The sequence below is a fragment of the Umezawaea endophytica genome (genome assembly GCF_025061645.1).
In the GTDB taxonomy this organism is placed as follows: Bacteria; Actinomycetota; Actinomycetes; order Mycobacteriales; family Pseudonocardiaceae; genus Umezawaea; species Umezawaea endophytica.
In genome coordinates, this window is record NZ_JANYMP010000042.1 from 49633 (window position 1) to 72629 (window position 22997).

Below are 22997 nucleotides of genomic sequence, written 5' to 3' on the forward strand. Positions count from 1 at the left end.
CCGCGAACTCCGCGCTACGCTCGCCCGGTGATCACCTGTGACCCGCGCCCCGAGGGTCGCTGAGCCGTGGCGTCCGGGCTCACGATCGGTCAGGCCGCGGCGTTCGTCGACGTCACCGTCAAGACCGTGCGGCACTACCACCGGCTCGGCCTGGTGGACGAGCCGGTGCGCGACAGCTCCGGTTACCGCCGCTACGGGTCGGCCCACCTGCTCCGGCTGGTGCGGGTCAGGACGCTGGCCGGGGCGGGCGTGCCGCTGGCCGAGATCGGCGACCTGCTCGACGCCGACCCCGAACGGTTCGCCGCCGCGCTGGACGACGTCGACCGCAGGCTCGTCGAGCGGATCGAGAAGCTGGCGGCGCACCGCGACACCCTGCGCAGGCTCGCCAACGGCGACCGGGTCCTGCTGCCCGACCGCGCGTGCGCGCTCCTCGACCGGCTCGCCGACCTCGGTTTCCAGCCCGACTACGTGGACACCCAGCGGGAGGCCATGGTGCTGGCCAGGGCGCTGGTCCCCGAGGTCTTCGAGAGCTTCCTGAACCAGCTCGAACACCGGCTCGACGACCCCGAGTACGTCGAGCTGACCCGGAGCGGGTGGGACACGGCGTCCTGGGACCCGGACGACCCGCGGATCGAGGAGCTGGCGTCCGCGCTGGCCGACAAGCTGCTGGCCGACCGGGCGCTGCTGGCGCTGCCGACCACGTTCCGGACGCGGTCCGACGCCGCCTCCCGGTACGGGGTGGTCAACCACCACCGGGAGGACCAAGCCCCGTCCATCGCGCGGTTGAACGCCCTGGTCGAGGCGAGGCTGCGCGAGGCGGGCATCACCGTCCCCCGCCCGTGAGGTGCTCCACCTCGGCGCGCAGCACGGACTCGTCGTTGAAGAACGCGGTGTGCCCGACCCCGTCCCAGGCCAACAGCCGAGCCCCCTCGATCCGCGCCGCCAGGCCCACTCCCCACACGTGGGGCGTGGCCGGGTCGTGCGAGCCGCTGACGACCAGCACCCGCGGCACCCCGCGCACCACGACGGGTCCCCACGGGTTAGCGGCCCGGACGGGCCACCCGGCGCACCCGGCCTGCACGTCCCACCCCTCCACGTACCCCCGCGTCACCGGGGCGAGCCGCCGGACCTCCGCCATCCGCCGAGCCAGGTCCTCGTACCTCCGCGCCGACGACGGGAAGTCGTGGCAGCCGATCACCCGGTACGCGGCGTCGCTGCCCACGCGGGCGAACGGCGATCCGTCCCCGTCGAACGCCCGCGCCAGGATCTCCGCCACCGCGGGCCACTGCGCGCGGATCACCAGCCCGGAGTACGTCCCGTACCCGATCTGGGCGGTGGTGGTGCCCGACGGCGGCCGGGCCATCAGCTCCCGGAACCCCGCCTCCACGTCCCGCCCGTGCAGGGCGCACGCCGGATCCGCGGCGCACCACCCCGTGAACAACCCGAACACCTCCTCGAACACCACGGCCTCGTCGAGGGCCAGCCGCCGCGAGCCCACCGCGTGGTCCACCGCCCCGTCCAGCACGGCGGCCCGCACCCGGTCCGGGAACATCCGCGCGTAGGTGGCCCCGAGCAGCGTCCCGTAGGACAGCCCCAGCCACGACACCCGCGACTCGCCCAGTACGGCCCGCACGACGTCGAAGTCCCGTGCCGCGCTCACGGTGTCGACGTGGTCGATCAACGGCCCGGTGGCGCGCCTGCACCCCTCGGCCACCTCCCGGTTGTAGGCCACCAGCCGGTCGAACCCCTCGCGCGACTCGGGGAACTGGTCCACCGCGGCCCCCATCGGCGGCAGCTCGCACGCGATGGCGGGCACGCTCTCGCCCACCCCGCGCGGGTCCACCCCGACGATGTCGAACCGCTCCCGCAGCTCCCGCGGGAACAGCTCCGGCTCGTCCCGCACGAACCCGGCTCCCGGCCCACCGGGTCCACCGGGGTTGAAGAACAGCACCCCGATCCGCCGCGCCGGATCGGCGGCGGACACCCGGCTCACCGCCAGGCTGATCCGCTCACCACCGGGCCGCCCCCAGTCCAGCGGCACCCGCACCACCGCGCACTCCGCCCCGTGCTCCCCGCACGAGGCCCACCCGACACCGGGCGAAGCGGTCGCCACCCCGGCGCCACCCGCTCCCAGCACCACGACCAACACCAACGCCAGAACCCGTCGCATGCCACTCCCCCGTGGAGATCCGTCACCGCGACCGATCATCGGAGGGCCGAAGCGACGCGCGCGTCAACCCAGGAGATGACGTCCACGTCCGACTCCTGGCCCTTGTGCCCGACCGAAGACCTCCACTAGAGACAACGGGGCCGCCCCGAGCAGAGGGAGAACGAGAGTTGGACAGCAAGACGATCGCGGTCGCACTGGTAGCGGCGGCCGGATTCCTGCTCGGCACGGCCACGACGGCGGTCGCCGAACCGGACATCGCCAGGACCACCGCCGAGGTGTCGGCGAGCCCGGACGTCACGCGCGGCCCGTGCGCCTACACCAAGACGCCGGACGAGCCCGCCGCACGACCCGTGCGCCTGCCCAGGGATCCCCGGCACACCCCGGACCGCGGCACGGTCGACGTCCTGCTGAAGACCAACCAGGGCCCGATCCCGCTGACCCTGGACCGCGCGCAGGCGCCGTGCACGGTGCAGAGCTTCCTGCACCTCGCCGAGCACCGCTTCTACGACGTCACCACGTGCCACCGGCTGACGACGTACCCGACCCTGAAGGTCCTCCAGTGCGGTGACCCGAGCGGCACCGGCGAGGGCGGTCCGGGCTACCGGTACAAGGACGAGCTGCCGACCACGCTCCCGCCCGCGCCGAACGACCCGACCGGTGAGCGCCGGATCTACCCGCGCGGCACCCTCGCGATGGCCAACGCCGGCCCGGACACCAACGGCAGCCAGTTCTTCCTCGTCACCTCGGACTCGGTGCTGCGCCCCAACTACACCGTCTTCGGCACCATCGGCGAGGACGGCCTGAAGACGCTCGACAAGGTCGCGGCGGCCGGTGTCGCGCCGACCCCGGAGGCGCCCGCCCCGGTCGACGGCGCGCCGAAGCTCAAGGTCGACATCCGGCGGGCCACCGTCAACTGTTGACGTCCGCGAGCGCTTCCCGAAGAGGCCATCCAGCGTTCATCGTGAACGCTCTTCATGGTCCCTACGCTACGCAGCCGTACGAACACGTCCAGTGCGAGGAGTTCCGGATGAAGCGCTTCCTGGCCGCCGTGGCCACGACGGCCCTGATGATCACGGTGGTGCCGTCGGCGCAGGCGACGCCGACGGCCACCGGCACGACGGCCGTCGGACTGCACAACAGCTACACGCAGGAGACCGCGCCCTGGCTGGTCGACGTGCTCGACCGGAATCCGGGCATGATCGAGATCGACGTGTGGACGAACTTCTTCTTCACCAACGACTTCCAGGTCGGCCACGACCCCGGCAACGCCAACAACTGCTCCAACGCCACGACCTACGAGGGCCTGCGCTCCGGCAACCGCAACCAGAACCTCGCGGGCTGCCTGCGCAACATCAGGCTGTGGCACGACCGCAACCCGAACCACGCGCCGATGGTCGTCAAGGTCGAGATGAAGAACGGCTTCGACGGGCGCGCGGGCTTCGGGGTGCCGCAGTTCGACACGCTGCTGGCCAACACGATCGGCGCGGCCAACATCTTCTCCCCCGCGGCGCTCAAGGGCGGTCACCCCGACCTCGACACGGCGGTGCAGGCGAGCGGCTGGCCGTCGCGATCGGCGTTGACGGGCAAGTTCGTCGTGATCGTGGAGAACGGGACGTTCGAGCTGGGCAACCCGTTCGACAACTACGACACGGACCTCGAGGTCACCGACCGGCTGATCGCGGCGAACTCCAGCGGCGCGCTCGCCTCGGCGCTGTCGTTCCCGGCGATCAACGGCGCCTCGGCGACCGACCCGCGCACCGGTGACCGCGGTGGCGCGCGCAAGCCGTGGATGGTCGCGTTCGACGGGAGCGCCACGTCCTACGCGGGCTTCGGCGGCGCGCCCTACCTGGGCGGCAAGTACCTGGTGGTCATGACGGACGCGCACAACGTGGCACCCGCCATCGACAGCCGCAACCCCGCCGCGGCCGACGCGCAGGCGAGGGTCCGGCAACTGGGCGCGATCGGCGCGACGATCGTGTCCAGCGACTGGACGAGCGCCGAGATCCTCTCCTACACCGCGAGCTAGCCGAACACGACGAAGGGGGCTTCCGTCCACATCGGACGGAAGCCCCCCTTTCGCTTCCTACCTGGTCTTCGCGACCAGCGTCAGCACGTCGTACTTCGCGACCGACTCGCCCTTCTGGTTCACCAGGTCCGCGTCCCAGCGCACCTCGCCGTAGTCCTTGTCCTCGCGCGGCGTGATCTGCTTGGCCGTCAGGGTCACGGTCAGCTCGTCGCCGGGGAACGTCGGCGTGAGGAACCGCAGGTTGTCCAGGCCGTAGTTGGCCAGCACCGGACCGGGTTCCGGCGAGACGAACAGGCCCGCCGCGAACGACACCACGAGGTACCCGTGCGCGACCCGGCCGCCGAAGAACGGGTTCGCCCTGGCCGCCTCCTCGTCCATGTGCGCGTAGAACGTGTCGCCGGTGAACTCGGCGAAGTGCTCCACGTCCTCCAGCGACACCGTGCGCGGACCCGCCACGACGCTGTCGCCGACCTTCAGCTCCGCCAGGCTCTTGCGGAACGGGTGCTCGTCGGAGTCCGTGCGCGGCGCGCCCGGCACCCAGCGGCCGGTGACCGCCGCCAGCACCTTCGGGCTGCCCTGCACGGCCGTGCGCTGCATGTGGTGCAGCACGGCCCGCATGCCGCCCATCTCCTCGCCGCCACCGGCGCGGCCGGGGCCGCCGTGGACCAGCGCGGGCAGCGGCGAGCCGTGCCCGGTGGACTCCTTGGCGTCGTCGCGGTCCAGCACGAGCATGCGGCCGTGCCACGCGCCCGCGCCGAGCACGACCTCGCGGGCGAAGTCGGTGTCGGCCGTGACGACCGAGCCGACCAGGCTGCCCTGGCCGCGCGCGGCGAGCCGGACCACGTGCTCGGTGTCGGTGTACGGCATGAGGGTGCTGACCGGGCCGAAGGCCTCGACCTCGTGCGGCTGGGCCAGTTCCGGGTCGTCGGCGCGCAGCAGCACGGGCGAGAGGAACGCGCCGCGCTCGGCGTCGGCGTCCACGACCTCGACGCGCTCCGGGTCGCCGAACACGATCCGCGAGGCCTCCAGCAGCCCCTTGAGCGACCGCCGGACCTCCTCGCGCTGCTCCAGGCCCGCCAGCGCGCCCATTCGCACGTCCGGGTTGGCCGGGTTGCCCACGACGACCTTGCCGAGCCGCGCGGACACGGCCTCCGACACCTCGTCGATCAGCGACGCGGGCACGAACGCGCGGCGGATCGCGGTGCACTTCTGGCCCGCCTTGGCGGTCATCTCGGTCACGAGCTGCTTGACGAACAGGTCGAACTCCGGCGTGCCGGACACCGCGTCCGGGCCGAGGATCGAGCAGTTGAGCGAGTCGGCCTCGGCGTTGAACCGGACGCTGGAGCGCACGACGGCCTGGTGCGTGCGCAGGTGCTGCGCGGTGGACGCGGAGCCGGTGAAGCCGACGAGGTCCTGCTCGGTCAGGTGGTCGAGCAGGTCGCCCGCACTGCCGGACACGAGTTGCAGCGACCCCTCGGGCAGGAGCCCTGAGCCGATCATCAGCTCGACGAGCTTCTCCGTCAGGTACGCGGTCTGGGAGGCGGGCTTCACCAGGCTGGGCACGCCCGCGAGGAACGCGGGGGCGAACTTCTCCAGCGGGCCCCACATCGGGAAGTTGAAGGCGTTGATCTGCACGGCGACACCGCGCAGCGGCGTGGCGATGTGCTGGCCGAGGAACGTGCCGCCGCGGCCGAGCGGCTCCACCGCGCCGTCGACGTAGACCGTGTCGTTCGGCAGTTCCCGCTTGGCCTTGCTGGCGTAGCCGAGGAGCACGCCGATGCCGCCGTCGACGTCGATCATCGAGTCGTTCTTGGTCGCGCCGGTGCGCGCGGACAGCGCGTACAGCTCGTCGCGGTGTTCGCGCAGGGTCGAGCCGAGCGCCTTGAGCAGCGCGGCCCGCTGGTGGAACGTCAGCTCGCGCAGCGCGGGGCCGCCGACCTCGCGGCCGTGCCGCAGCGCAGCGGCCATGTCGATGCCCGCGGAGGAGATCCGGGCGATCTCCTCCCCCGTCACGGCGTCGTGCAGGGGTGCGCCCTCGGCTGTCGGCACGTGCCAGTGACCGGAGACGTAACTGCGCAGCAGAGCCATCGGGGTCGTCCTCCAAGGTCCGGGGTGATCTACCGACCGTTCGTTCAGTAAAGCAGGCGGGTCGCGCCCTCGTCTGCACACTATCGGGGAATGGTTCCGTTCGGTCCGCACTGAAGCGATCAATGGAGCCGATCATTCTTTCATCGTGACTTGAACAAAGACGTCGAGTAACGTCCCGTTGACACCAGGTGGTTCGGACCATTTACCACTGATCCCCCCTGACGTTTCGCCGATCAGTGGTTCGACGCCGAACCGCCGCCCTGCCTGAAAGGTGATCTGCGATGTCGACACGAGGGCCTCTTCGGCGTGCCCGAGCAGCCGGAATGCTGGGTGCAGCCCTGCTGATGACGCTGGGCGCGATCTCCGTGTCCACCCCGGCCAGCAGCGCACCCGCCGCCTCCGCACAGGACGTCGGCGCGATGGCGACCACGTTCGCGGACGAGTTCAACGGTCCCGCGGGCGGCGGGGTGGACGGCAGCAAGTGGCAGTTGGAGACGGGTGACAACGTCAACAACCACGAGCGCCAGATGTACACGAACAGCCGCAGCAACGCGGCGACCGACGGCGCGGGCAACCTCGTCATCACCGCCCGCAGGGAGAACCCGGCCAACTACAACTGCTGGTACGGGCGCTGCGAGTACACCTCCGCGCGGCTGAACACGGCGGGCAAGTTCACCCAGACCTACGGCCACTACGAGACGCGGATGAAGCTGCCGCGCGGCCAGGGCATGTGGCCCGCGTTCTGGATGCTGGGCGCCGACATCAACACCGGCAACCCGTGGCCGGGCAGCGGCGAGATCGACATCATGGAGAACGTCGGCTTCGAGCCCAACACCGTCCACGGCACGCTGCACGGGCCCGGCTACTCGGGTTCCGGCGGCATCGGCGCGGGCTACAACGGGCCGAACTTCTCCGACGGCTTCCACACGTTCGCGATCGACTGGGCCCCGAACTCCATCCGCTGGTCGGTCGACGGCAACGTCTACCAGACCCGCACGCCCGCCGACCTCGGCGGCAGGCAGTGGGTGTTCAACAAGCCCTTCTTCATCATCATGAACCTGGCGGTCGGCGGCTACTGGCCCGGCGACCCCGACGGCAACACGCAGTTCCCGCAGCAGTTGCTCGTCGACTACGTCCGCGTGACCACGTCGGACAGCCCGCAACCCGGCGGCGGCCAGATCATCGGCCTCGCGGGCAAGTGCCTGGACGTCGCGGGCGCGAACAGCGCCAACGGCACGCCGATCCAGATCGTCGGCTGCAACGGCAACGCCGCGCAGAACTGGAGCCGTCCCGGTGACGGCACCATCCGCGCGCTGGGCAAGTGCCTGGACGCCGCCGCGGCCGGGACCGCAAACGGGACGCTGGTGCAGTTGTACGACTGCAACGGCACCGGAGCCCAGCAGTGGGCGGTCAGCGGGGCGCGCGACATCGTGAACATCCCGGCGAACAAGTGCCTGGACGTGATCGGGAACAACTCCGGGGACGGCACTCGCACGCACCTGTGGGAGTGCACCGGGGCCGCGAACCAGAAGTGGACCGTCTGACCTTCTCGACCTGAACCGACCGAAGAACCGCCTGTGTCCTGTGTGGACACGGGCGGTTCTTCGCCGTCCGGGCCGTTTTCACCGGAAACCGCTTGCCATGGGAGACGATCGGTCCACCACCACGACTTCCCCCGCCCGAACCTGCCGAGATAATCGCTGGTCAGGCGACCGGGCACGGATTCCGCTTCCCGACAATCGGCCGATCGGCTACTCGCTGTCCGACCGTTTTACCGAAGCGGCGAATGCAACCCGGATCGTCTCATAGGCGTCTAGGTCTTCAGGTCGAGTCCGACCGCGACTCATCAGTTGGGGGATTCCCGGTGTTGAAGCAAGTCCTCGTCCGCCTAGGCGGGCTGGCCGTCGTGGTCGTCACCGCGACCGCGTGCGGTTCGTCAGGTGAGGCCCAGACGAATCCGGACCTCGCGCCGAGGGGCACGGCGATGACCACGGCCAAGCCCACCAGGCAGGACCTCACCAACAAGGTGAGCCTCACCGGCAAGGTGACGATGAACCCGGTGTTCGGCCTCGTCGCGCCGGTCGCCGGGCAGGTGCGGTTCATGGACGTGAAGGAACCCGCCAGCACGCCCACCGTCGCCACCAGGGTCGGCTCGGTGTGGGCCGACGGGGTGCCCAACTGGTTCGAGGTGCCCGCGGGCGCCACGTTCGCCGGGAGGCTGGTGGACGACAAGTCCACGGTGACCGGCGGGATGCCGGTCGCGTCGGCGAAGCTCGCGGGCTACGCCATCGCCGCGGACATCGACAGCGCGCAGGCGTACAAGATCGCGGACGGGTCCGCGTCGGTGCAGGCGCAGATCAAGAACGGGCCTGGGCCGTTCCCGTGCACGCTGCTCGGCACGATCGCCGCGCTGCCCGCGGGCACCGTGCCCGCACCCACCCCCACGGAGAACAAGGAAGAGGACAAGGACAAGCCCACCGACACGCAGCAGCAACAGCAACAACAACAGCCCGACACCGGCGGCCAGAAGTCGGAGTCCACCGGCCTGCGCCTGGTCTGCACCGCGCCCGCGGACGTGAAGCTCATCAACGGCGCCGCGGCGACGCTGGAGGTCGTCACGCAGACGTCCGCCAACGCGCTCGTGGTGCCGGTCGAGGCCGTCGCGGGCGGCCAGGGCAACGGCAAGGTCGAGATCGTCAAGCCCGACGGCTCCAAGGTGATCGCCGACGTGGTGCTCGGCCTGACCAACGGCAAGGTCGTCGAGATCAAGTCCGGCCTCACCGGCGACGAGACCCTGAGCATGCCGGGCCCGAACCTGCCCGCGGCGCCGCAGCAGCAGGACGGCAACAACCCCAAGCCGGGGTCGTGATGACGCCGCTGATCAGCATCACCGGTCTCACCAAGACCTTGAAGGGCCAGGGCGAGCCCCGCACGATCCTCGCGGGCGCGGACCTGACCCTGCACAGCGGCGAGAGCATCGCCATCCTCGGCCGTTCCGGCTCAGGCAAGAGCACCCTGCTCAGCCTCATCGGCCTGTTCGACCGGGCCGACGGCGGCCAGTACCTGTTGAACGGCAACGACATCACCCGCATCCCCGAACGCAAGGCAGCCGCACTGCGCAGCGAGGAGTTCGGGTTCGTGTTCCAGCGCTTCTTCCTGCTCAAGCACCTGAGCGCCGTGCAGAACGTCTCCATGGCACTGGTCAACGGCCAGGGCTGGCTACCGCGCCGCAAGCGCAAGGCGAAGGCCATGGAGGCACTGGAACGAGTCGGCATCGGCCACCTCGCCAAGCACAAACCACCCCGCCTCTCCGGCGGCGAGCAGCAACGCGTGGCCATCGCCCGCGCACTCGTGCGCGACCCGAAGATCCTGCTGGCCGACGAACCGACCGGCGCCCTGGACACCGAAACGGGCAACCTGGTCGTGGAAGCACTGCGCTCGGCAACCGACCGCGGCTGCGGCCTCATCCTCGTCACCCACGACCACGACCACGCCGCCAAGATGGGCAAGGTCATGCAACTGACCAACGGCGTCTTCGAGAACTCGAACCAGCGGGTGGTCGTGTGATCCGCCTGTCCGGCCGTTTCCGGTCGTCCCTGATCATCGGCGGCCAGGGCATCCGAGCCCGCAAGATGCGCACGTTCCTCTCCATGATCAGCCTGTTCCTGGGCGTACTGGCCGTGGTCACCGTCCAAGCGGGTTCCGTGATCGCCCAACGAGCCCTGCTGTCCGACATAGAGATCAGCCAGGGCAAGGACGGCACCCTCCAGATGTACCTGCCGTCCAACCCCCAGGCAGTCCCGATCACGATGGACCTGATCCAGGGCCGCGAGGACGTAGCAGGCGTCACCACAGGCAAAGCCATCATCGGCGAGCCGGGCGTCAAACCCATCAACGAGGGCGGCGGCCCCCTGGACGGCAACGGCGGCGCCTACCGCGGCCCCATGATGACCTGCGACGCCAGCGGCCAATGCCGAGAACTCGAAGACCCCAACGAAGGCGCCCCTTCAGGCCAGGCCATCGAACTCAGCATGAAGGCGGTAACAGGAGACATCCTCCAATTCCGCCCCTTCCGCCTAGAATCAGGCGATTGGTTGGACTCCAGCAGCACCCCGTCCCTCTCCCCCAGGATCGTCCTCAACACCAAAGCAGCGGAAGGCTTCGCCAAGTACAAGATCCCAGCAGAAATGCGAGTGGAAGGCGCCCTGGCCAACACCACCCCCCGCATCATCGGCGTAGTGAACGACGGTAGCTGGGGCCCAGCGGCCTACATCCGCTCGGACGAACTGCTCAACTGGATGCCAGTGGACAGCCTCAGCGACCCACGCTACGGCGGAAGCATGGAACTCATGCTCGCCCCGTCCACCACAGCAGACCTGCAACAAACCCTGAAGAGCAGACTCACAGCAGCAGGCATGAACCCGGACGAACTACACGTGCGCACCATCAACTCCCTCAAAGAGATGCAGTCCCAGCTCTCCTTGATGCGCTGGATCTTCCTGGGCATGGCAGCACTGGTACTGCTGATCGGCGTAGCAGGCATCCTCAACGTGGGCCTGGCAACAGTAGGCGAACGCATCGAAGAATTCGCCCTACGACGAGCAGTAGGAACCCCCCGCCTACTACTGGCAGGAATAGTCCTGGCAGAAACACTGCTAACAGGCCTACTGACAGCAGCAGCAGCAATCGGCTTCGGCGCAGCAGCACTAAAAGCAGTAAGCATGGTACTGGGCTCCAGAGAACCCTTCCTACAAAACGTAGCCTTCCCCTGGGAAGCAGGCGTAGCAGGCGTGCTGGCAGGCCTAATAGCAGGCATCCTAGGCGGCCTAATCCCAGCAATCAGAGCAGCAAGAATCCCCATCGCCACAGTAATGCGCGCCTAACCAGCACCCCACCCACTCACCCACCCAAATCCCCAACCCACTACGGGACCGGCAGACACGGCCCTAAAACCGTGGCCGATTTTACTTGGGGGATTCGACCCTTAAACTTGCGCCGGGCGGCAGCTTCACCTTCTGCCCTTTAGTGCCCGGCGAAGGGTCGAATCTAGGGGCCCCAAGTCAAATCGGCCACACCACGCTGGAACGCGACTCACAACCGCCGACCACCCTGGAACCCGCAGCCACCCCCACCCAACCACGCTGGAACCCGCAGCCACCCTCACGACCCCCAAAAACCCTTTGGCCACAACACAACCCATCACTACCGTGACCTCCACACGACCCACGAGGAGGCACCTGAGGTGATCACGTCGACGATCGTGCGAGCACTACTGGTCTTCAGGGCCGCCACATCCGGCCCGAACAGCCACCCAGGCTGGGACGGCCGCTCCCGCAGGCCCCCGACCCACACCCTCGCCCAACGAATCGCCGCCCGCCCCAGGTTCGGCTAACCGACCCCACGTCCGGCCAACCAGCCCCCAAACGCACAAAGGGGGCCATCCCAACCCAGGATGGCCCCCAACCGCACAAACCTACTGCGGCCCTTGCTCCGCCAAGAACTTCTCAAACTCAGCCCCCAGCTCATCCGCGCTGGGAATCTCCTCTTCCTCCAACAACAAGCTCTGCTCCTGCCGCTCAGACCCGGTGAAGGCGTCGTACTGCCGCTCCAAAGCGGCCACGACCTCCGACACCTCCTCCGACTCGGCAACCTGCCGCTGCAACTCGGCCCCGGCCCGCCGAGCCGTCTCCCTCAACACATCCGACGGCAAAGCCAACCCGGTGGTCCGGGTAACAGTGTCCAACAGCACCAACGCCGCGGCCGGATGCGTCGACTGCGCGAGGTAGTGCGGCACGTGAGCGGCGAACCCGATCGCGTCGTGCCCGTGCTCCCCCAACCGAACCTCGAGCATCGCGGCGACGTTCCCCGGCACCTCGACCCGGCTGAAGAACGGCTGGTGCCCTTCGACCAACTCCCGCCGAGTGGCGTGCGCGGTCACCCCGAGCGGCCGGGTGTGCGGCAGCCGCATCGGGATCCCGTGGAACCCCACGGTCGTCCCCACCTGCCACCGGTCGACCAGTTGCTGCACGGCGGCGATGAACGCCTCCCACCGGAAGTCCGGCTCTGGGCCGCTCATCAACAGGAACGGGAACCCGGCGGCGTCGAACACCAGGTTCACGACCAACTCCGGCGCGGGCTGCGGCTCGAAGTGGTCCGTCGCGTAGATCATCCCAGGCCGACGGGACCGGTAGTCGATCAGTTGGTCCACGTCGAACCGCGCGATCACCCGGTGCTCGTAGCTGCCGAGGATGTGTTCCACGAGGAGCTTGCCAGCGGCACCGGCGTCCATGAACCCGTCGAAGTGGTGCAGCAGCACGGCTCCGGTCAGGTCCGGCACGTCGGAGTCCACCTCGTACAGGTTCTCCGGATCCAGCACCACCACAAACCTCCCAGCGAGTCACGGACGATCCGCAAGTGCCAACAACCCCTGATCGGCTTACATTCCCCCTATTCTCACACCCGATCTCCAGACGGGTACCCCTAATTCCCGGCGACCAGGCTTTTCAGACCCCCGAGGAGGCCAGGATTACGCCGAACGGCCCAGCGCGACCACGTCTCCCGTGACCGCGCCGAGCCGTTCCGCGCCCGGTTCCCGCTCGACGCGGGCCCGGTTCCCGCCCGTCCCTACTCGGCCAGCCACGTCACCTGGCGGATCTTGTTCATCGCGTCGAGCGCCGCCACCTTGTACGACTCGGCGAGCGTCGGGTAGTTGAAGACCGCGTCCACGAGGTAGTCCACGGTGCCGCCGCAGCCCATGACGGCCTGCCCGATGTGCACCAGCTCCGTGGCGCCCGTGCCGAAGACGTGGACGCCCAGCAGCGACCGGTCCTCGGACGACACCAGCAGCTTCAACATCCCGTACGAGTCACCGATGATCTGGCCGCGGGCCAGCTCCCGGTACCGCGAGATCCCCACCTCGAACGGGATCGACGCGGAGGTCAGCTCGTCCTCGGTGCGGCCGATGTAGCTGATCTCCGGGATCGTGTAGATGCCGATCGGCTGGATGTCGCTCATGGCCCGGACCGGCTCGCCGCACGCGTGGTAGGCCGCCAACCGGCCCTGCTCCATCGACGTGGCCGCCAGCGCCGGGAAGCCGATGACGTCGCCGACCGCGTAGATGTGCTGCACGGGGGTGCGGAAGTGCTCGTCCACCGAGATCCGGCCGCGGTTGTCGGCGGCGATGCCCGCCTTCTCCAGGTCGAGGCCCTCGGTCATGCCCTGCCGCCCGGCCGAGTACATGACCGTCTCGGCGGGGATCTTCTTGCCGCTGGCCAGCACCGCGATGGCGCCGCGCGCGTACCGCTCGACCGACGCCACCGTCTCGCCGAAGCGGAACGTGACCGACAGGTCCCGGAGCTGGTACTTGAGCGCCTCGACCACCTCGAGGTCGCAGAACTCCAGCATCCGGTCGCGCCGCTCCACGACGGTGACCTTGGTGCCCAGCGCGGCGAACATCGAGGCGTACTCGATGCCGATGACACCGGCGCCGATCACGATCATCGACTGCGGGATGTGCTCCAGGTGCTGGATGCCGTCGGAGTCGATGATCGTCTTGTCGTCGAAGTCGACCGTGTCCGGTCGCGACGGCCGGGTGCCGGTCGCGATGACGATCTTGTCCGCGGTGACCTTGTGGAGCTGCTCGGTGCCGTCCACGACCTCGATGGTGTGGTCGTCGAGGAACTTGCCGAGTCCGGGCAGCAGCGTGACGCGGTTGCGGGAGAGCTGGTTGCGGATGACGTCGATCTCGCGCCCGACCACGTGCTGGGTGCGCGCGGACAGGTCCGCGATCGTGATGTCGTGCTTCACGCGGTAGCTCTGGCCGTACATCTCCCGCTGGTTGAGGCCGGTGAGGTAAAGCACCGCCTCGCGCAGGGTCTTGGACGGGATGGTGCCGGTGTTGATGCACACCCCGCCGATCATGTCGCGGCGTTCGACCACCGCGGCCTTCTTGCCGAGTTTCGCGGCGGCGATGGCCGCCTTCTGCCCGCCGGGACCGGACCCGAGCACCAGGACGTCGAAGTCGTACATGCCGGTCAGTCTGCCTCAGGGATCCGCAAAACGGAGCAGGTCACACCGACTGGTCACCGAACTGGTCCGGCAGGGCCACCCGGAGTTCGTGCCTGCCGGACAGGCCGAGCTTGCGGTACACCCCGGACAGGTGGAACTCGATCGTGCGACGGGTGAGGAAGAGCTGTTCGGAGATCTGCTTGTTGCTGTAGCCCGAGCGGGCCAGCCAGGCGATCTTCGCCTCCTGGCGGGTCAGGTCGCGGCCCGCGCGCACGATCTGCGCCAGGTCCTCGCGGGCCCTCAGCAGCTCCAGGCGGGCCGTGGACAGCGAGAGCAGGTCGACCGACTCGCCCAGCAGTTCCACGGCGTCGTCGCCGTCACGGGTGGAGGCCACGGCGTGCAGCGCGATGCCGACCGCCCGCGAGGTGCCCCACGTGCGCGCCTCGATCAGCTCCTGCTCGGCGAGCACCTTCGCCAGGTCCCGCCGCCGGTCGCCGACCGCGGCCAGCGCGGCGCGCGACCGCCACGGGATGACGGCCGGGTTGCGGACACCGCCGTCGAGCAGCCGCCGCCCGCACTCCAGGTAGTCCTCGACGCCGGGGCGCCGCCGTCCGGAGGCCACGTGCAGGGCGCCGCGGGCGGCGAGCAGGTACGGCGCCTCGGGTCCTTCCGGGACGTCGCCGTCGAACCCGTGCTCGCGCAGCAGCGCGGTCGCCGTGTCGTACTGCTCGAGGCCGACCTCGGCGGTGACGAGTTCGGCGAGCGCGAGGTGCCTGGTGCGCAACGAGAGCGCGCGTTCGTCCAGCACGGACCGCGCCAGTTCGCGGGCGACGAGCGGCTGGCCGTTGGCGTGGGCGATGCGGGCGCGCAGCAGGCCGAGCACGGCGCGCTGGCGGGTCCGCTCCTCCACGCGCAGGCAGAGTTCCAGCGCCAGGCCCGGTTCGTCGGCGTAGATCAGGACGGACACCGCGTGCCACAGGTCGGCGTAGGCGTCGCAGGACGCCGCCTTCTCCACGGCGGGACCGCGGTCGGCTCCGCGGCACGCCGCCAGGAAGGCGGACCGCACCGAGCGGAACCCGCTGTCCACTGTGGACCTGGTCAGCGTGTCTGTCATCGGCCACTCCCCGTGCACGCGCTGCTGCTCGTTCACGGGGAACTTTCGCAGCCACCCTCTGAGAAAACCGTGAGCGCTCGATCACCCGACGACTTCGGGCAGCGCCAGCTCGATGGTGGTGCCGCCCAGCGGCGAGTCCACGACGCGCGCCGACCCCCGGTGCAGGTCGGCGACCCACCGCACGATGGCCAGCCCGATACCGGTTCCGGTGCTGCTTCCGGTGACCCACTGGTCGAACACCCGGTCGCGGTCGGCCAGGTCGATGCCCGGCCCGCGGTCGGACACCGTGACGGTGCCGCCGGAGACCTTCACCTCCACGCGCACCCGGCCGTCCTCCTGGGCGCCGTGCTTGACCGCGTTGTCCACCAGGTTCCGCAGCGCCTGCGAGAGCAGCACCGGGTCGCCCTCGACGACGGTGGGGCGCAGGTCCACGTCGACCGTGCGGCCGTCGTCGATGTGCTCGCCGACGACCTCCTCCACGAGCTGGTCGAGCCGCAGCGGCAGCCACTCCATCGCACGGGTGCCGTTGCGCACCCGCGCTCGGGCGAGCAGACCGGTGACCAGGTGCGCCATCCGGTCGACCAGCCCCACGACCTGGGCGGCCGACGCGCTGGCCCGGATCGGGTCGTTCGCGCCCGCCTCGGCGATCAGCCGCAGCGTCGCCAGCGGCGTGCGCAGCTCGTGCGCGGCCTCGGCGAGGAACCGCTCCTCCTGTTCGAGCGCCCGCACGGCCGGGCGGGTGCCGATGTAGGACAGCAGGTGCCCCGCGGCGGCGGCGAGCACGAGCATCGCGAGGCAGCCCCAGAACGTCCACATGACGTACTCGCGGTGCGCGGCCACACCGGGTGCCGGGTCGCCCGCCACGACGACGATGGTCGCGACCTGGTTCGTGGTGTTCCAGACCGGGGCGGCGGCGAGCCGCAGCCGGTCACCCGCGGGCGAGGCGCCGTCGCCGAGGACGGCGTACTGGAGGTCGCGGACCTGGTCCACGAGGACCAGCTCGCTGCGCTCCTCGGTCTTGGCGTTGTCGACCTCGCGGGAGTATTTCAGCACCCACTGGCCGCTCTCGCGGGTCCACACGTGCAGCAGCGAGGTGCGGCTGACCAGCGCGTCGACGTCCAGCGGCTCCAGGTGCAGCGCGCCGTCGCCGTCGTAGTAGACGACCCGCGACAGGCCCGCGACCTGCCGGTCCAGCTCGATGTCGAGGGCCTGGCTGCGCGACCGCTCGTCGTTGACCAGCGCGATCGTCGCGAGCGTCCCGATGCAGATGGCGGTGGTGGCGGTGAACAGCACCGTCATCACCCAGCGCACCCGGCGCAAGCTCTTCGCCGTGGTGCTCTGCCAGGCCGTGGTCACCCGATCTCGTCAATCACGAAACCGACCCCTCGCGACGTGGCGATCAGCGGCGGGGGGCCCAGCTTGCGGCGGAGTTGGACGACGACCGCGTCCACCACGTTCGACATCGGTTCGGCCATGGCGTCCCAGCAGTGCTCGATGAGGTCGGAGCGCGAGACTACCTGGCCACGACGGGCGCAGAGCAGTTCGAGCACGGCGAACTCCTTGGCGGTGAGGCTCAACATCACCCCCGCCCGCGTCACCCTCCGCCGCGCCGCGTCGACCTCCAGGTCCGCGATCCGCACCAGCGACGGCCGCGGCTGCTCGGCCCGGCGGCACAGCGCGCCGACCCGTGCCACCAGCTCCGCCATCGCGAACGGTTTGCCCAGGTAGTCATCGGCGCCGTTGTCGAACCCCGCGACCCGCTCGGCGATGCCGTCCATCGCCGTCAGCATCAGGACCGGCACCCTCGACCGGCGAGCGCGCCAACGGCTGAGCAGGTCCAGCCCGTCGCCGTCGGGCAGGCCCCGGTCCAGCAGCACGCAGTCGTAGCTGTTCGCCGTCAGGCTCTCCTCCGCCGAGGCCAGGTCCATCACCCAGTCCACGGCGAACCCGGCCTGCCGAAGACCGGATACGACCTCATGGCCCAGCTCAGCGTCGTCTTCGACCGCCAGTACACGCACAACGGAGAGACTAGTGGGCTGGGGAAAACCTGTGGTGGATCCGTAGAGACGAGTCTTGTTCGCGAAGTTGACACTTCGGGTCCACCAGGGCCGCCGCCCCCTGTCCTGATCGCACGGATGGATCGTCTTAGGGAGCGCTTTCGATGAGCACGAGACCACTGGTGGTGGTTGGTGTGGTGGCTCTGATCTCCAGGTGCTTCGGCGGCGGGATGCTGCCGCCCTTGTGAGACCTCACCCCGACAGGGGACGAGGGAATCCCCTGCCGCCGGCGTCCGACCGATCATGACCGGTCGGACGCCGGCTCCTTTTTGTTTTGGTTTTGGGCTTCCAGCGTGGTCGGGGCGCGGGTTTGGTGGGGGTGTGGCCGATTTGACTTGGGGCCCCTCTTTTTGGCGCTAGTCGGGCCAAAACGGCAGGTGGAGAGCTTGCCGCCCGACTGAGTTTAGCGCCAAAAACCCCAAGTAAAATCGGCCACGCTTTCGGGGGGCGGGTGCGGATTCGTCGGTGGTCGGGTACATGCATGTGCTGCTGGTCTGGCGTCTGTTTGTGCTGCTGGTCAGGCGTCTGTCTGCTGGTGGTGGTCGGGTGTCTGTTGCTGGTCTGGCGTCTGTCTGACTGGCTGGTGAATGCGCGAAACCCCCGCCGGGGGTCGGGCGGGGGTTTCGCGGTGTCCTGGTTAGGGACACTGGGCGTCGGGAGCTGGGGGACTCCCGGCGGTTAGCGGGTGAAGTCTTCGATCAGTCTTGCCCAGGCGCCTGCGCTCTCCAGTGCGGGGGCGTGGCCGGAGTCGAGGGTGGCCCAGCGGGCGCCGGGGATGCCGTCTGCGAGTGCCTTGGTCAGGTCTGGCGAGATGAGTTGGTCCTGGGTTGTGCCGATGACCAGCGTGGGGGCGGTTACGGTCGCCAGGTCGTCGGTGATGTCTGTGTTCAGGACCAGGTCGACCTGTTCCAGTAGGCCGGTCGGGGTGGTTAGGGCGACCAGTTCGATGAAGCCCTCGCGTTGGTCGTGGCTCATGCGGGACAGGTAGGCCTTGCCCAGCATGACCGACGTTACGTACCGGGCCAGTGCGGTGCGGTCGCCGTCCGCCAGTGCGCGCCAGCGCTGCACCTTTGCCCTTGTCGCCTCGTCCAGCTTGGCGAACCCCGAGGTCAGGACCAGGCCTGTGACGCGGTCGGGGTGGCGGATGGCGGCGCGGACGGCGGTGGCGCAGCCGAGGGAGTAGCCGACGACGGTGAACGTGTCGGCGCCCTCGTGCACGGCCGAGGCGACTAGGCGGTCGGCCAGGTCGTCCAGGTTCAGGGGGCCCGATGAGCGGGGGGTCGCGCCGGAACCGGGGAGGTCGGCCCCGATGACCTTGAGCGAGCGGGACAGCGGGGCTAGCAGAGGCCCGAAGTTCGCCTGGACGGTGCCTCCCGCTCCGTGCGCGAGGACCACGGCGGGGCCGGTGCCGCGGACGGTGGTGGCGAGGCGAGCCGTGGACGTGTCGACCTGGGTCATCGTGGGGCCCCTTTCGTCGTCTGGTCGGAAGCTATCAGTCGAGTCCGCGCATGATGGTGGGTTCGAGGCTTTCGCCTTCGGCCGTCCACCATTCACGTGGAGGAATGCAGAACTTCTCGACGGTGTCCTCGTGAGAAGTATTCGCTACGGCCACCTCGGTGGTTGCGTGTTCCATGGCGACTCCTGCTGTGTATCGCGTATACCGTCATACTCGATATGCGCTTCAGGTTCAATCACCGTAACGACGGAATGTGACGCAGAACAACCCCTAACACTCCCCTACGGTATATCGCCGTCGGATATGGGTCTGGGGTGTTCACTGCTCCGTTCAGCCGAGAGACTGGGACACGACCGCCGCCGGTCGCCCTACTCCTCCTACCTGCGGGAGCGCAACCCCTAGCACCCCCTGCCCAGGCACCCCTAATTCACGTCGAAGTAACCCCTAGTCCCGGCCGACACCGCTCAAAACGGTGTTACGGTACGAAGGGTCCGGACCATCGCGCAGCCACCACCGGCATTCCCGGAATGGTGGGCGTGATCGCCGACATCGCGGACGGAGGCGATGCAGTGATGCGGTCGCAGAGCACCGGCGAGAGCCGAATGCGTTCAGGCGGATTGGCGGACCACGAAGGTCGGCGCGAACACCACGGAACTGACGGGCCGGTTCGGCCGGTCGATGTGGTCGAGCAGCAGGCGGACCATTTCGGCCGCCATGTCCTCCACGGGCTGCCGAACCGTGGTCAGCGGCGGGTCGCAGACGAGCGCGGAGCTGCTGTCGTCGAAACCGACGACGGAGACGTCCTCGGGAACGCGGCGGCCCGCCCGGCGCAGCACGGGCAGCGCGCCGTGCGCCATCAGGTCGGACGCCACGAACAGGCCGTCCAGGTCCGGGTGCTCGGCGAGCAGCCGCTCGGCCGCGCGCGCACCGGACTCGGAGCTGAAGTCGCCTTCGGTCCAGGGCACGTCGACCACGCCGAGGTCGGCCATCGCGGCGCGGAAGCCCTCCAGCCGGTCGATGGCGGCCGGGTTCTCGAGCGGACCGGAGATCGTCGCGACGCGGCGCCTGCCGAGGCCGACGAGGTGCTCGGCCGCGAGGCGCGCGCCAGCGGCCTGGTCCACGTCGACGTGGCTGATCCGGAGCCTGCCCACGGGTCTGCCGGACAGCACGACCGGCAGCCTCATGTTCGCGAGCATCGACGGCAGCGGGTCGCCGCTGTGCGTGTGGATCAGTATCGCGCCGTCGAGCCTGCCCTGCCGCAGGTCGGCGACCAGGTGCTCGTGGGTGGACGACCCGGCCAGCGTGACGACCAGGTGCACGCCCAGCGGCTGGACGACGCCCATGGCGCCCTCCACCACCCTGCCGAAGAACGGGTCGCCGAAGATGCGGCCCTCGTTCGGCAGGACCAGCGCCACCGAGCCCGCCCGGCGGGTGACCAGCGATCGGGCCGCCAGGTTCGGCCGGTAGCCGGTCGCGTCGATCGCCTGCTGCACGGTCTCGCGGATCGAGCTGTCCACCGTGGGCACGCGGTTGACCACACGCGAAACGGTTGCACGCGAAACACCCGCCACTCGGGCGACTTCTTCGAGCGTCACGGCCTTTTGCGGTGGAGCAACGAGTTCGCCCGGCATGAACCCATTTATACCTTGCCCGCGCGCGGCAGCCGCGGGATTTCCACCAGATGGACCGGCGGGTAGTCGTCAAACGGCTCGTCACCAGCGGCGCAGCCGCTCGACACTTATCTGTGTGTTCTCTCGGTAAACACCGTGCAAAACCCGTCGACTTGGGCATGAAATAGCCCACCACAGTAGGAGGACGACCTTGTTCGCGAAGTGGGGTTCACTTGCGTACCACCGCCGCTGGGTGGTGATGATCGCCACCTTGGTGCTGACCGTGATGGGCGGGATGTGGGGACTCGGGGTTTTCGACCGGCTCAGTGAGGGTGGTTTCGGCGACCCCACGAGCGAGTCGGCCAAGGCCACGAAGCTCGTCGAGGACACGTTCGGCCGCCAGGGCGGTGACGTCGTGGTGATGTACACCACGCCGTCCGGCAGCACGATCGACACGCCCGTGATCAAGACGCGCGTCGAGACCGCGCTGGCCGGGCTGCCGACGGACGCGGTCAAGACCGTCGCGTCCTACTACAACCTCCCCCAGCCCAACCCGTTCGGCACGGCCGACAAGTCGAAGGCGCTGGTGGCGATCACGCTCCAGGCCTCCGACTCGAACACCCAGCTCAAGGACTTCGCCCGGATCTCCGACCAGTTGACGCTGTCCGGGCTCGAGACGCAGTTCGCGGGCCAGATCCCGATCCAGAAGACGATCAGCGAGATGTCCGGCGCCGACCTGGTCCGCGCCGAGACCGTGTCGATGCCGATCGTGCTCATCCTGCTGGTGATCATCTTCGGCGGTGTCGTCGCCGCCTCGCTGCCCGTCCTCGTCGGCGGTCTGGCGATCATGGGCTCGCTGGCCCTGCTGCACGCGATCTCGCTGGCCACCGACGTGAACTCGTTCGCCATCAACGTCGCGAGCCTGCTCGGCCTCGGCATGGCGATCGACTACGGGTTGTTCATCGTGGGCCGGTTCCGGGAGGAACTGGCCGCCGGACGAACACCTGAACAAGCCGTGCAGCGCACCGTCGGCTCCGCGGGCCGCACCGTCGTGTTCTCCGCGACGCTGCTCGTGATCGCGCTCGCCGGTCTGCTGCTGTTCCCGCAGAGCTTCCTGAAGTCCCTGGGTTACGGCGGCATGTCCGCGGTGGCCGTGGCGGCGCTCGTGTCGCTGACGCTGCTGCCCGCGCTGCTCGGCATCCTGGGCCACCGCGTCGACAAGCTGGCGATGCCGTGGCGCAAGCGCATGGCGAAGAGCGAGCACGGCGGCGGCTGGGCGAAGCTCGGCCAGAAGGTGATGAAGAAGCCGCTGCTGTTCGCGATCCCGATCGTGGCCGCGCTGCTGGCGCTCGGGGCCCCGTTCCTCGACGTGAAGTTCGGCGAGGCCACCGAGAAGGTGCTGCCGATCGGCAACGAGTCCCGCGTCGCCGTGGAGACGATGAACAAGGACTTCCCCGAGATCGCGAAGACCGGGCTCGACATCGTCGTGAAGGGCAACACCAGCCAGGAGGCCGTGGCCAGGTTCGCCCAGCGGGTCGGCGACGTCCCCGGCATCGGCACGGCGGCGCTCGCACTGGACCCCAAGGACAACGTGTGGCTGCTGTCGGCCTCGCTGGACGGTGACGCGCTGAGCGACGAGTCCAAGCAGGCGATGAAGGACGTGCGCGAGGTGACGCCCCCGCTGGGCGCCTCCGAGGTGCTCGTCGGCGGCTCCACCGCGGTCAACGTGGACAGCCTCTCCGCGATCGGCTCCAAGCTCCCGTGGATGGCCCTGCTGTTCATCATGGCCACGTTCATCCTGATGTTCCTGGCGTTCGGCTCGGTGCTCCTGCCCGTCAAGGCGATCCTGATGAGCGCGCTCAGCCTGTCGGCCACGTTCGGCGTGCTGACGTGGATCTTCTACGACGGCCACCTGGCGTCGCTGCTGGGCGTCACACCGTCCCCGTTGGACTCGGGCATCGTCGTCCTGATGGTCGCGATGATCCTGGGGCTGTCGACGGACTACGAGGTGTTCCTGCTGTCCCGGATGGTCGAGGCGAAGAACCGCGGCGCGTCCAACGAGGAGGCCATCAGCACGGGTCTGGCCAAGACGGGCCGGGTCATCACCGCGGCGGCCATCCTGCTCGTCCTGGTCACCGGCGCCTTCGCGTTCTCCCAGGTGGCCATGATGCGCTTCGTCGGCGTGGGCATGATCCTGGCGCTGGTGCTCGACGCGACCATCGTCCGGATGCTCCTGGTGCCCGCGGTCCTCAAGCTCATGGGCAACGCCGCCTGGTGGGCCCCGCCCGCGCTGCGGCGGATCCAGGAGAAGCTCGCCATCCACGAGGGCGGCGACGTGGAGGACGACGACCCCGAGCCCCCCACCAACCAGTTGCCCGTCCAGCAGCCCGTGGGAGCGGGCAGGCACCTGAAGTAGACCGCGCACCGCTCACCGGGGAGGCCCCCGACCCGCACCGGGTCGGGGGCCTC

General features: G+C 69.3%; 18 protein-coding genes. 8 read left to right on the top strand and 10 right to left on the bottom strand.

Annotated features, from left to right (window positions below; genetic code table 11):
- Positions 1–66 precede the first annotated feature (66 nt).
- The gene (locus NZH93_RS45755; RefSeq protein ID WP_259629632.1) at positions 67–843 is read left to right on the top strand and encodes a MerR family transcriptional regulator; all 777 of its coding nucleotides are present in this window, start codon (positions 67–69) and stop codon (positions 841–843) included.
- Here NZH93_RS45755 and NZH93_RS45760 read toward each other — a convergent pair.
- Positions 824–2170 carry an alpha/beta fold hydrolase gene (locus NZH93_RS45760; RefSeq protein ID WP_259629633.1) on the bottom strand — a complete coding sequence of 449 codons (1347 nt, stop codon included), beginning with the start codon at positions 2168–2170 and terminating at the stop codon, positions 824–826. The two genes, NZH93_RS45755 and NZH93_RS45760, sit on opposite strands and share 20 nt — an antisense overlap.
- Before the next feature lie 167 nt (positions 2171–2337).
- Here NZH93_RS45760 and NZH93_RS45765 point away from each other — a divergent pair, with 167 nt between their 5' ends.
- Positions 2338–3090: a peptidylprolyl isomerase gene (locus NZH93_RS45765; protein ID WP_259629634.1), complete on the top strand. Its 753-nt coding sequence runs from the start codon at positions 2338–2340 to the stop codon at positions 3088–3090.
- Between the two features lie 107 nt (positions 3091–3197).
- The gene (locus tag NZH93_RS45770; RefSeq protein WP_259629635.1) at positions 3198–4196 is read left to right on the top strand and encodes a Ca2+-dependent phosphoinositide-specific phospholipase C; all 999 of its coding nucleotides are present in this window, start codon (positions 3198–3200) and stop codon (positions 4194–4196) included.
- A gap of 57 nt (positions 4197–4253) precedes the next feature.
- On the opposite strand, the gene paaZ is transcribed toward NZH93_RS45770, so the two are convergent.
- Positions 4254–6284: a phenylacetic acid degradation bifunctional protein PaaZ gene (gene paaZ, locus NZH93_RS45775; protein WP_259629636.1), complete on the bottom strand. Its 2031-nt coding sequence runs from the start codon at positions 6282–6284 to the stop codon at positions 4254–4256.
- Positions 6285–6607: 323 nt separating this feature from the next.
- Between paaZ and NZH93_RS45780 the strand changes: the two genes are divergently transcribed.
- The 4 genes from NZH93_RS45780 (at position 6608) to NZH93_RS45795 (ending at position 11167) form a co-directional block, all read left to right on the top strand.
- Entirely contained in the window at positions 6608–7828 is a 1221-nt protein-coding gene (locus NZH93_RS45780; RefSeq protein ID WP_372507007.1) for a family 16 glycosylhydrolase, read from the top strand.
- Positions 7829–8148: 320 nt separating this feature from the next.
- Positions 8149–9153 (top strand): efflux RND transporter periplasmic adaptor subunit, encoded by a 1005-nt coding sequence (locus tag NZH93_RS45785; RefSeq protein ID WP_259629638.1) that lies wholly within the window; start codon positions 8149–8151, stop codon positions 9151–9153.
- Complete coding sequence (locus tag NZH93_RS45790; RefSeq protein WP_259629639.1) at positions 9153–9851, top strand: ABC transporter ATP-binding protein; 699 nt, start codon at positions 9153–9155, stop codon at positions 9849–9851. Before NZH93_RS45785 ends, NZH93_RS45790 begins: the two co-directional genes overlap by 1 nt.
- Complete coding sequence (locus NZH93_RS45795) at positions 9848–11167, top strand: ABC transporter permease (protein ID WP_259629640.1); 1320 nt, start codon at positions 9848–9850, stop codon at positions 11165–11167. The genes NZH93_RS45790 and NZH93_RS45795 overlap by 4 nt, the downstream gene beginning before the upstream one ends.
- Positions 11168–11757: 590 nt before the next feature.
- On the opposite strand, the gene NZH93_RS45800 is transcribed toward NZH93_RS45795, so the two are convergent.
- The 8 genes from NZH93_RS45800 to NZH93_RS45835 all read right to left on the bottom strand — a co-directional run bounded on the left by NZH93_RS45800 (position 11758) and on the right by NZH93_RS45835 (position 20549).
- A complete protein-coding gene (locus NZH93_RS45800; RefSeq protein ID WP_259629641.1) occupies positions 11758–12663 on the bottom strand; it encodes a proteasome assembly chaperone family protein in 906 nt (301 codons plus the stop codon).
- A 245-nt stretch (positions 12664–12908) separates the two neighbouring features.
- Positions 12909–14312, bottom strand: coding sequence for a Si-specific NAD(P)(+) transhydrogenase (gene sthA, locus NZH93_RS45805; RefSeq protein ID WP_259629642.1), 1404 nt, complete (start codon positions 14310–14312; stop codon positions 12909–12911).
- Positions 14313–14352: 40 nt separating this feature from the next.
- Positions 14353–15405: a response regulator transcription factor gene (locus NZH93_RS45810; protein ID WP_259629643.1), complete on the bottom strand. Its 1053-nt coding sequence runs from the start codon at positions 15403–15405 to the stop codon at positions 14353–14355.
- Between the two features lie 81 nt (positions 15406–15486).
- Positions 15487–16761 carry a sensor histidine kinase gene (locus NZH93_RS51125; protein ID WP_259629644.1) on the bottom strand — a complete coding sequence of 425 codons (1275 nt, stop codon included), beginning with the start codon at positions 16759–16761 and terminating at the stop codon, positions 15487–15489.
- Positions 16758–17423 carry a response regulator transcription factor gene (locus NZH93_RS45820; protein ID WP_259629645.1) on the bottom strand — a complete coding sequence of 222 codons (666 nt, stop codon included), beginning with the start codon at positions 17421–17423 and terminating at the stop codon, positions 16758–16760. The genes NZH93_RS51125 and NZH93_RS45820 overlap by 4 nt, the downstream gene beginning before the upstream one ends.
- 717 nt (positions 17424–18140) lie before the next feature.
- Positions 18141–18920 (bottom strand): alpha/beta fold hydrolase, encoded by a 780-nt coding sequence (locus NZH93_RS45825; RefSeq protein ID WP_259629646.1) that lies wholly within the window; start codon positions 18918–18920, stop codon positions 18141–18143.
- Positions 18921–18954: 34 nt separating this feature from the next.
- Positions 18955–19095, bottom strand: a complete 141-nt coding sequence (locus tag NZH93_RS45830; RefSeq protein ID WP_259629647.1) for a hypothetical protein — start codon at positions 19093–19095, stop codon at positions 18955–18957.
- A gap of 431 nt (positions 19096–19526) precedes the next feature.
- The gene (locus NZH93_RS45835; RefSeq protein WP_259629648.1) at positions 19527–20549 is read right to left on the bottom strand and encodes a LacI family DNA-binding transcriptional regulator; all 1023 of its coding nucleotides are present in this window, start codon (positions 20547–20549) and stop codon (positions 19527–19529) included.
- A 238-nt stretch (positions 20550–20787) separates the two neighbouring features.
- Here NZH93_RS45835 and NZH93_RS45840 point away from each other — a divergent pair, with 238 nt between their 5' ends.
- Complete coding sequence (locus NZH93_RS45840) at positions 20788–22944, top strand: MMPL family transporter (protein ID WP_259629649.1); 2157 nt, start codon at positions 20788–20790, stop codon at positions 22942–22944.
- The last annotated feature ends 53 nt before the right edge of the window (positions 22945–22997 follow it).

What these genes read in the sequence shown, in the direction of transcription:
- NZH93_RS45760 (WP_259629633.1), bottom strand. Translation starts at nt 2,170, where the DNA reads ATGCGACGGGTTCTGGCGTTGGTGTTGGTCGTGGTGCTGGGAGCGGGT.
- NZH93_RS45825 (WP_259629646.1), bottom strand. Translation starts at nt 18,920, where the DNA reads ATGACCCAGGTCGACACGTCCACGGCTCGCCTCGCCACCACCGTCCGC.
- sthA (WP_259629642.1), bottom strand. Translation starts at nt 14,312, where the DNA reads ATGTACGACTTCGACGTCCTGGTGCTCGGGTCCGGTCCCGGCGGGCAG.
- NZH93_RS45810 (WP_259629643.1), bottom strand. Translation starts at nt 15,405, where the DNA reads ATGACAGACACGCTGACCAGGTCCACAGTGGACAGCGGGTTCCGCTCG.
- NZH93_RS45840 (WP_259629649.1), top strand. Translation starts at nt 20,788, where the DNA reads ATGATCGCCACCTTGGTGCTGACCGTGATGGGCGGGATGTGGGGACTC.
- NZH93_RS45790 (WP_259629639.1), top strand. Translation starts at nt 9,153, where the DNA reads ATGACGCCGCTGATCAGCATCACCGGTCTCACCAAGACCTTGAAGGGC.
- NZH93_RS45835 (WP_259629648.1), bottom strand. Translation starts at nt 20,549, where the DNA reads ATGCCGGGCGAACTCGTTGCTCCACCGCAAAAGGCCGTGACGCTCGAA.
- NZH93_RS45770 (WP_259629635.1), top strand. Translation starts at nt 3,198, where the DNA reads ATGAAGCGCTTCCTGGCCGCCGTGGCCACGACGGCCCTGATGATCACG.
- NZH93_RS45830 (WP_259629647.1), bottom strand. Translation starts at nt 19,095, where the DNA reads ATGGAACACGCAACCACCGAGGTGGCCGTAGCGAATACTTCTCACGAG.
- NZH93_RS45780 (WP_372507007.1), top strand. Translation starts at nt 6,608, where the DNA reads ATGCTGGGTGCAGCCCTGCTGATGACGCTGGGCGCGATCTCCGTGTCC.
- paaZ (WP_259629636.1), bottom strand. Translation starts at nt 6,284, where the DNA reads ATGGCTCTGCTGCGCAGTTACGTCTCCGGTCACTGGCACGTGCCGACA.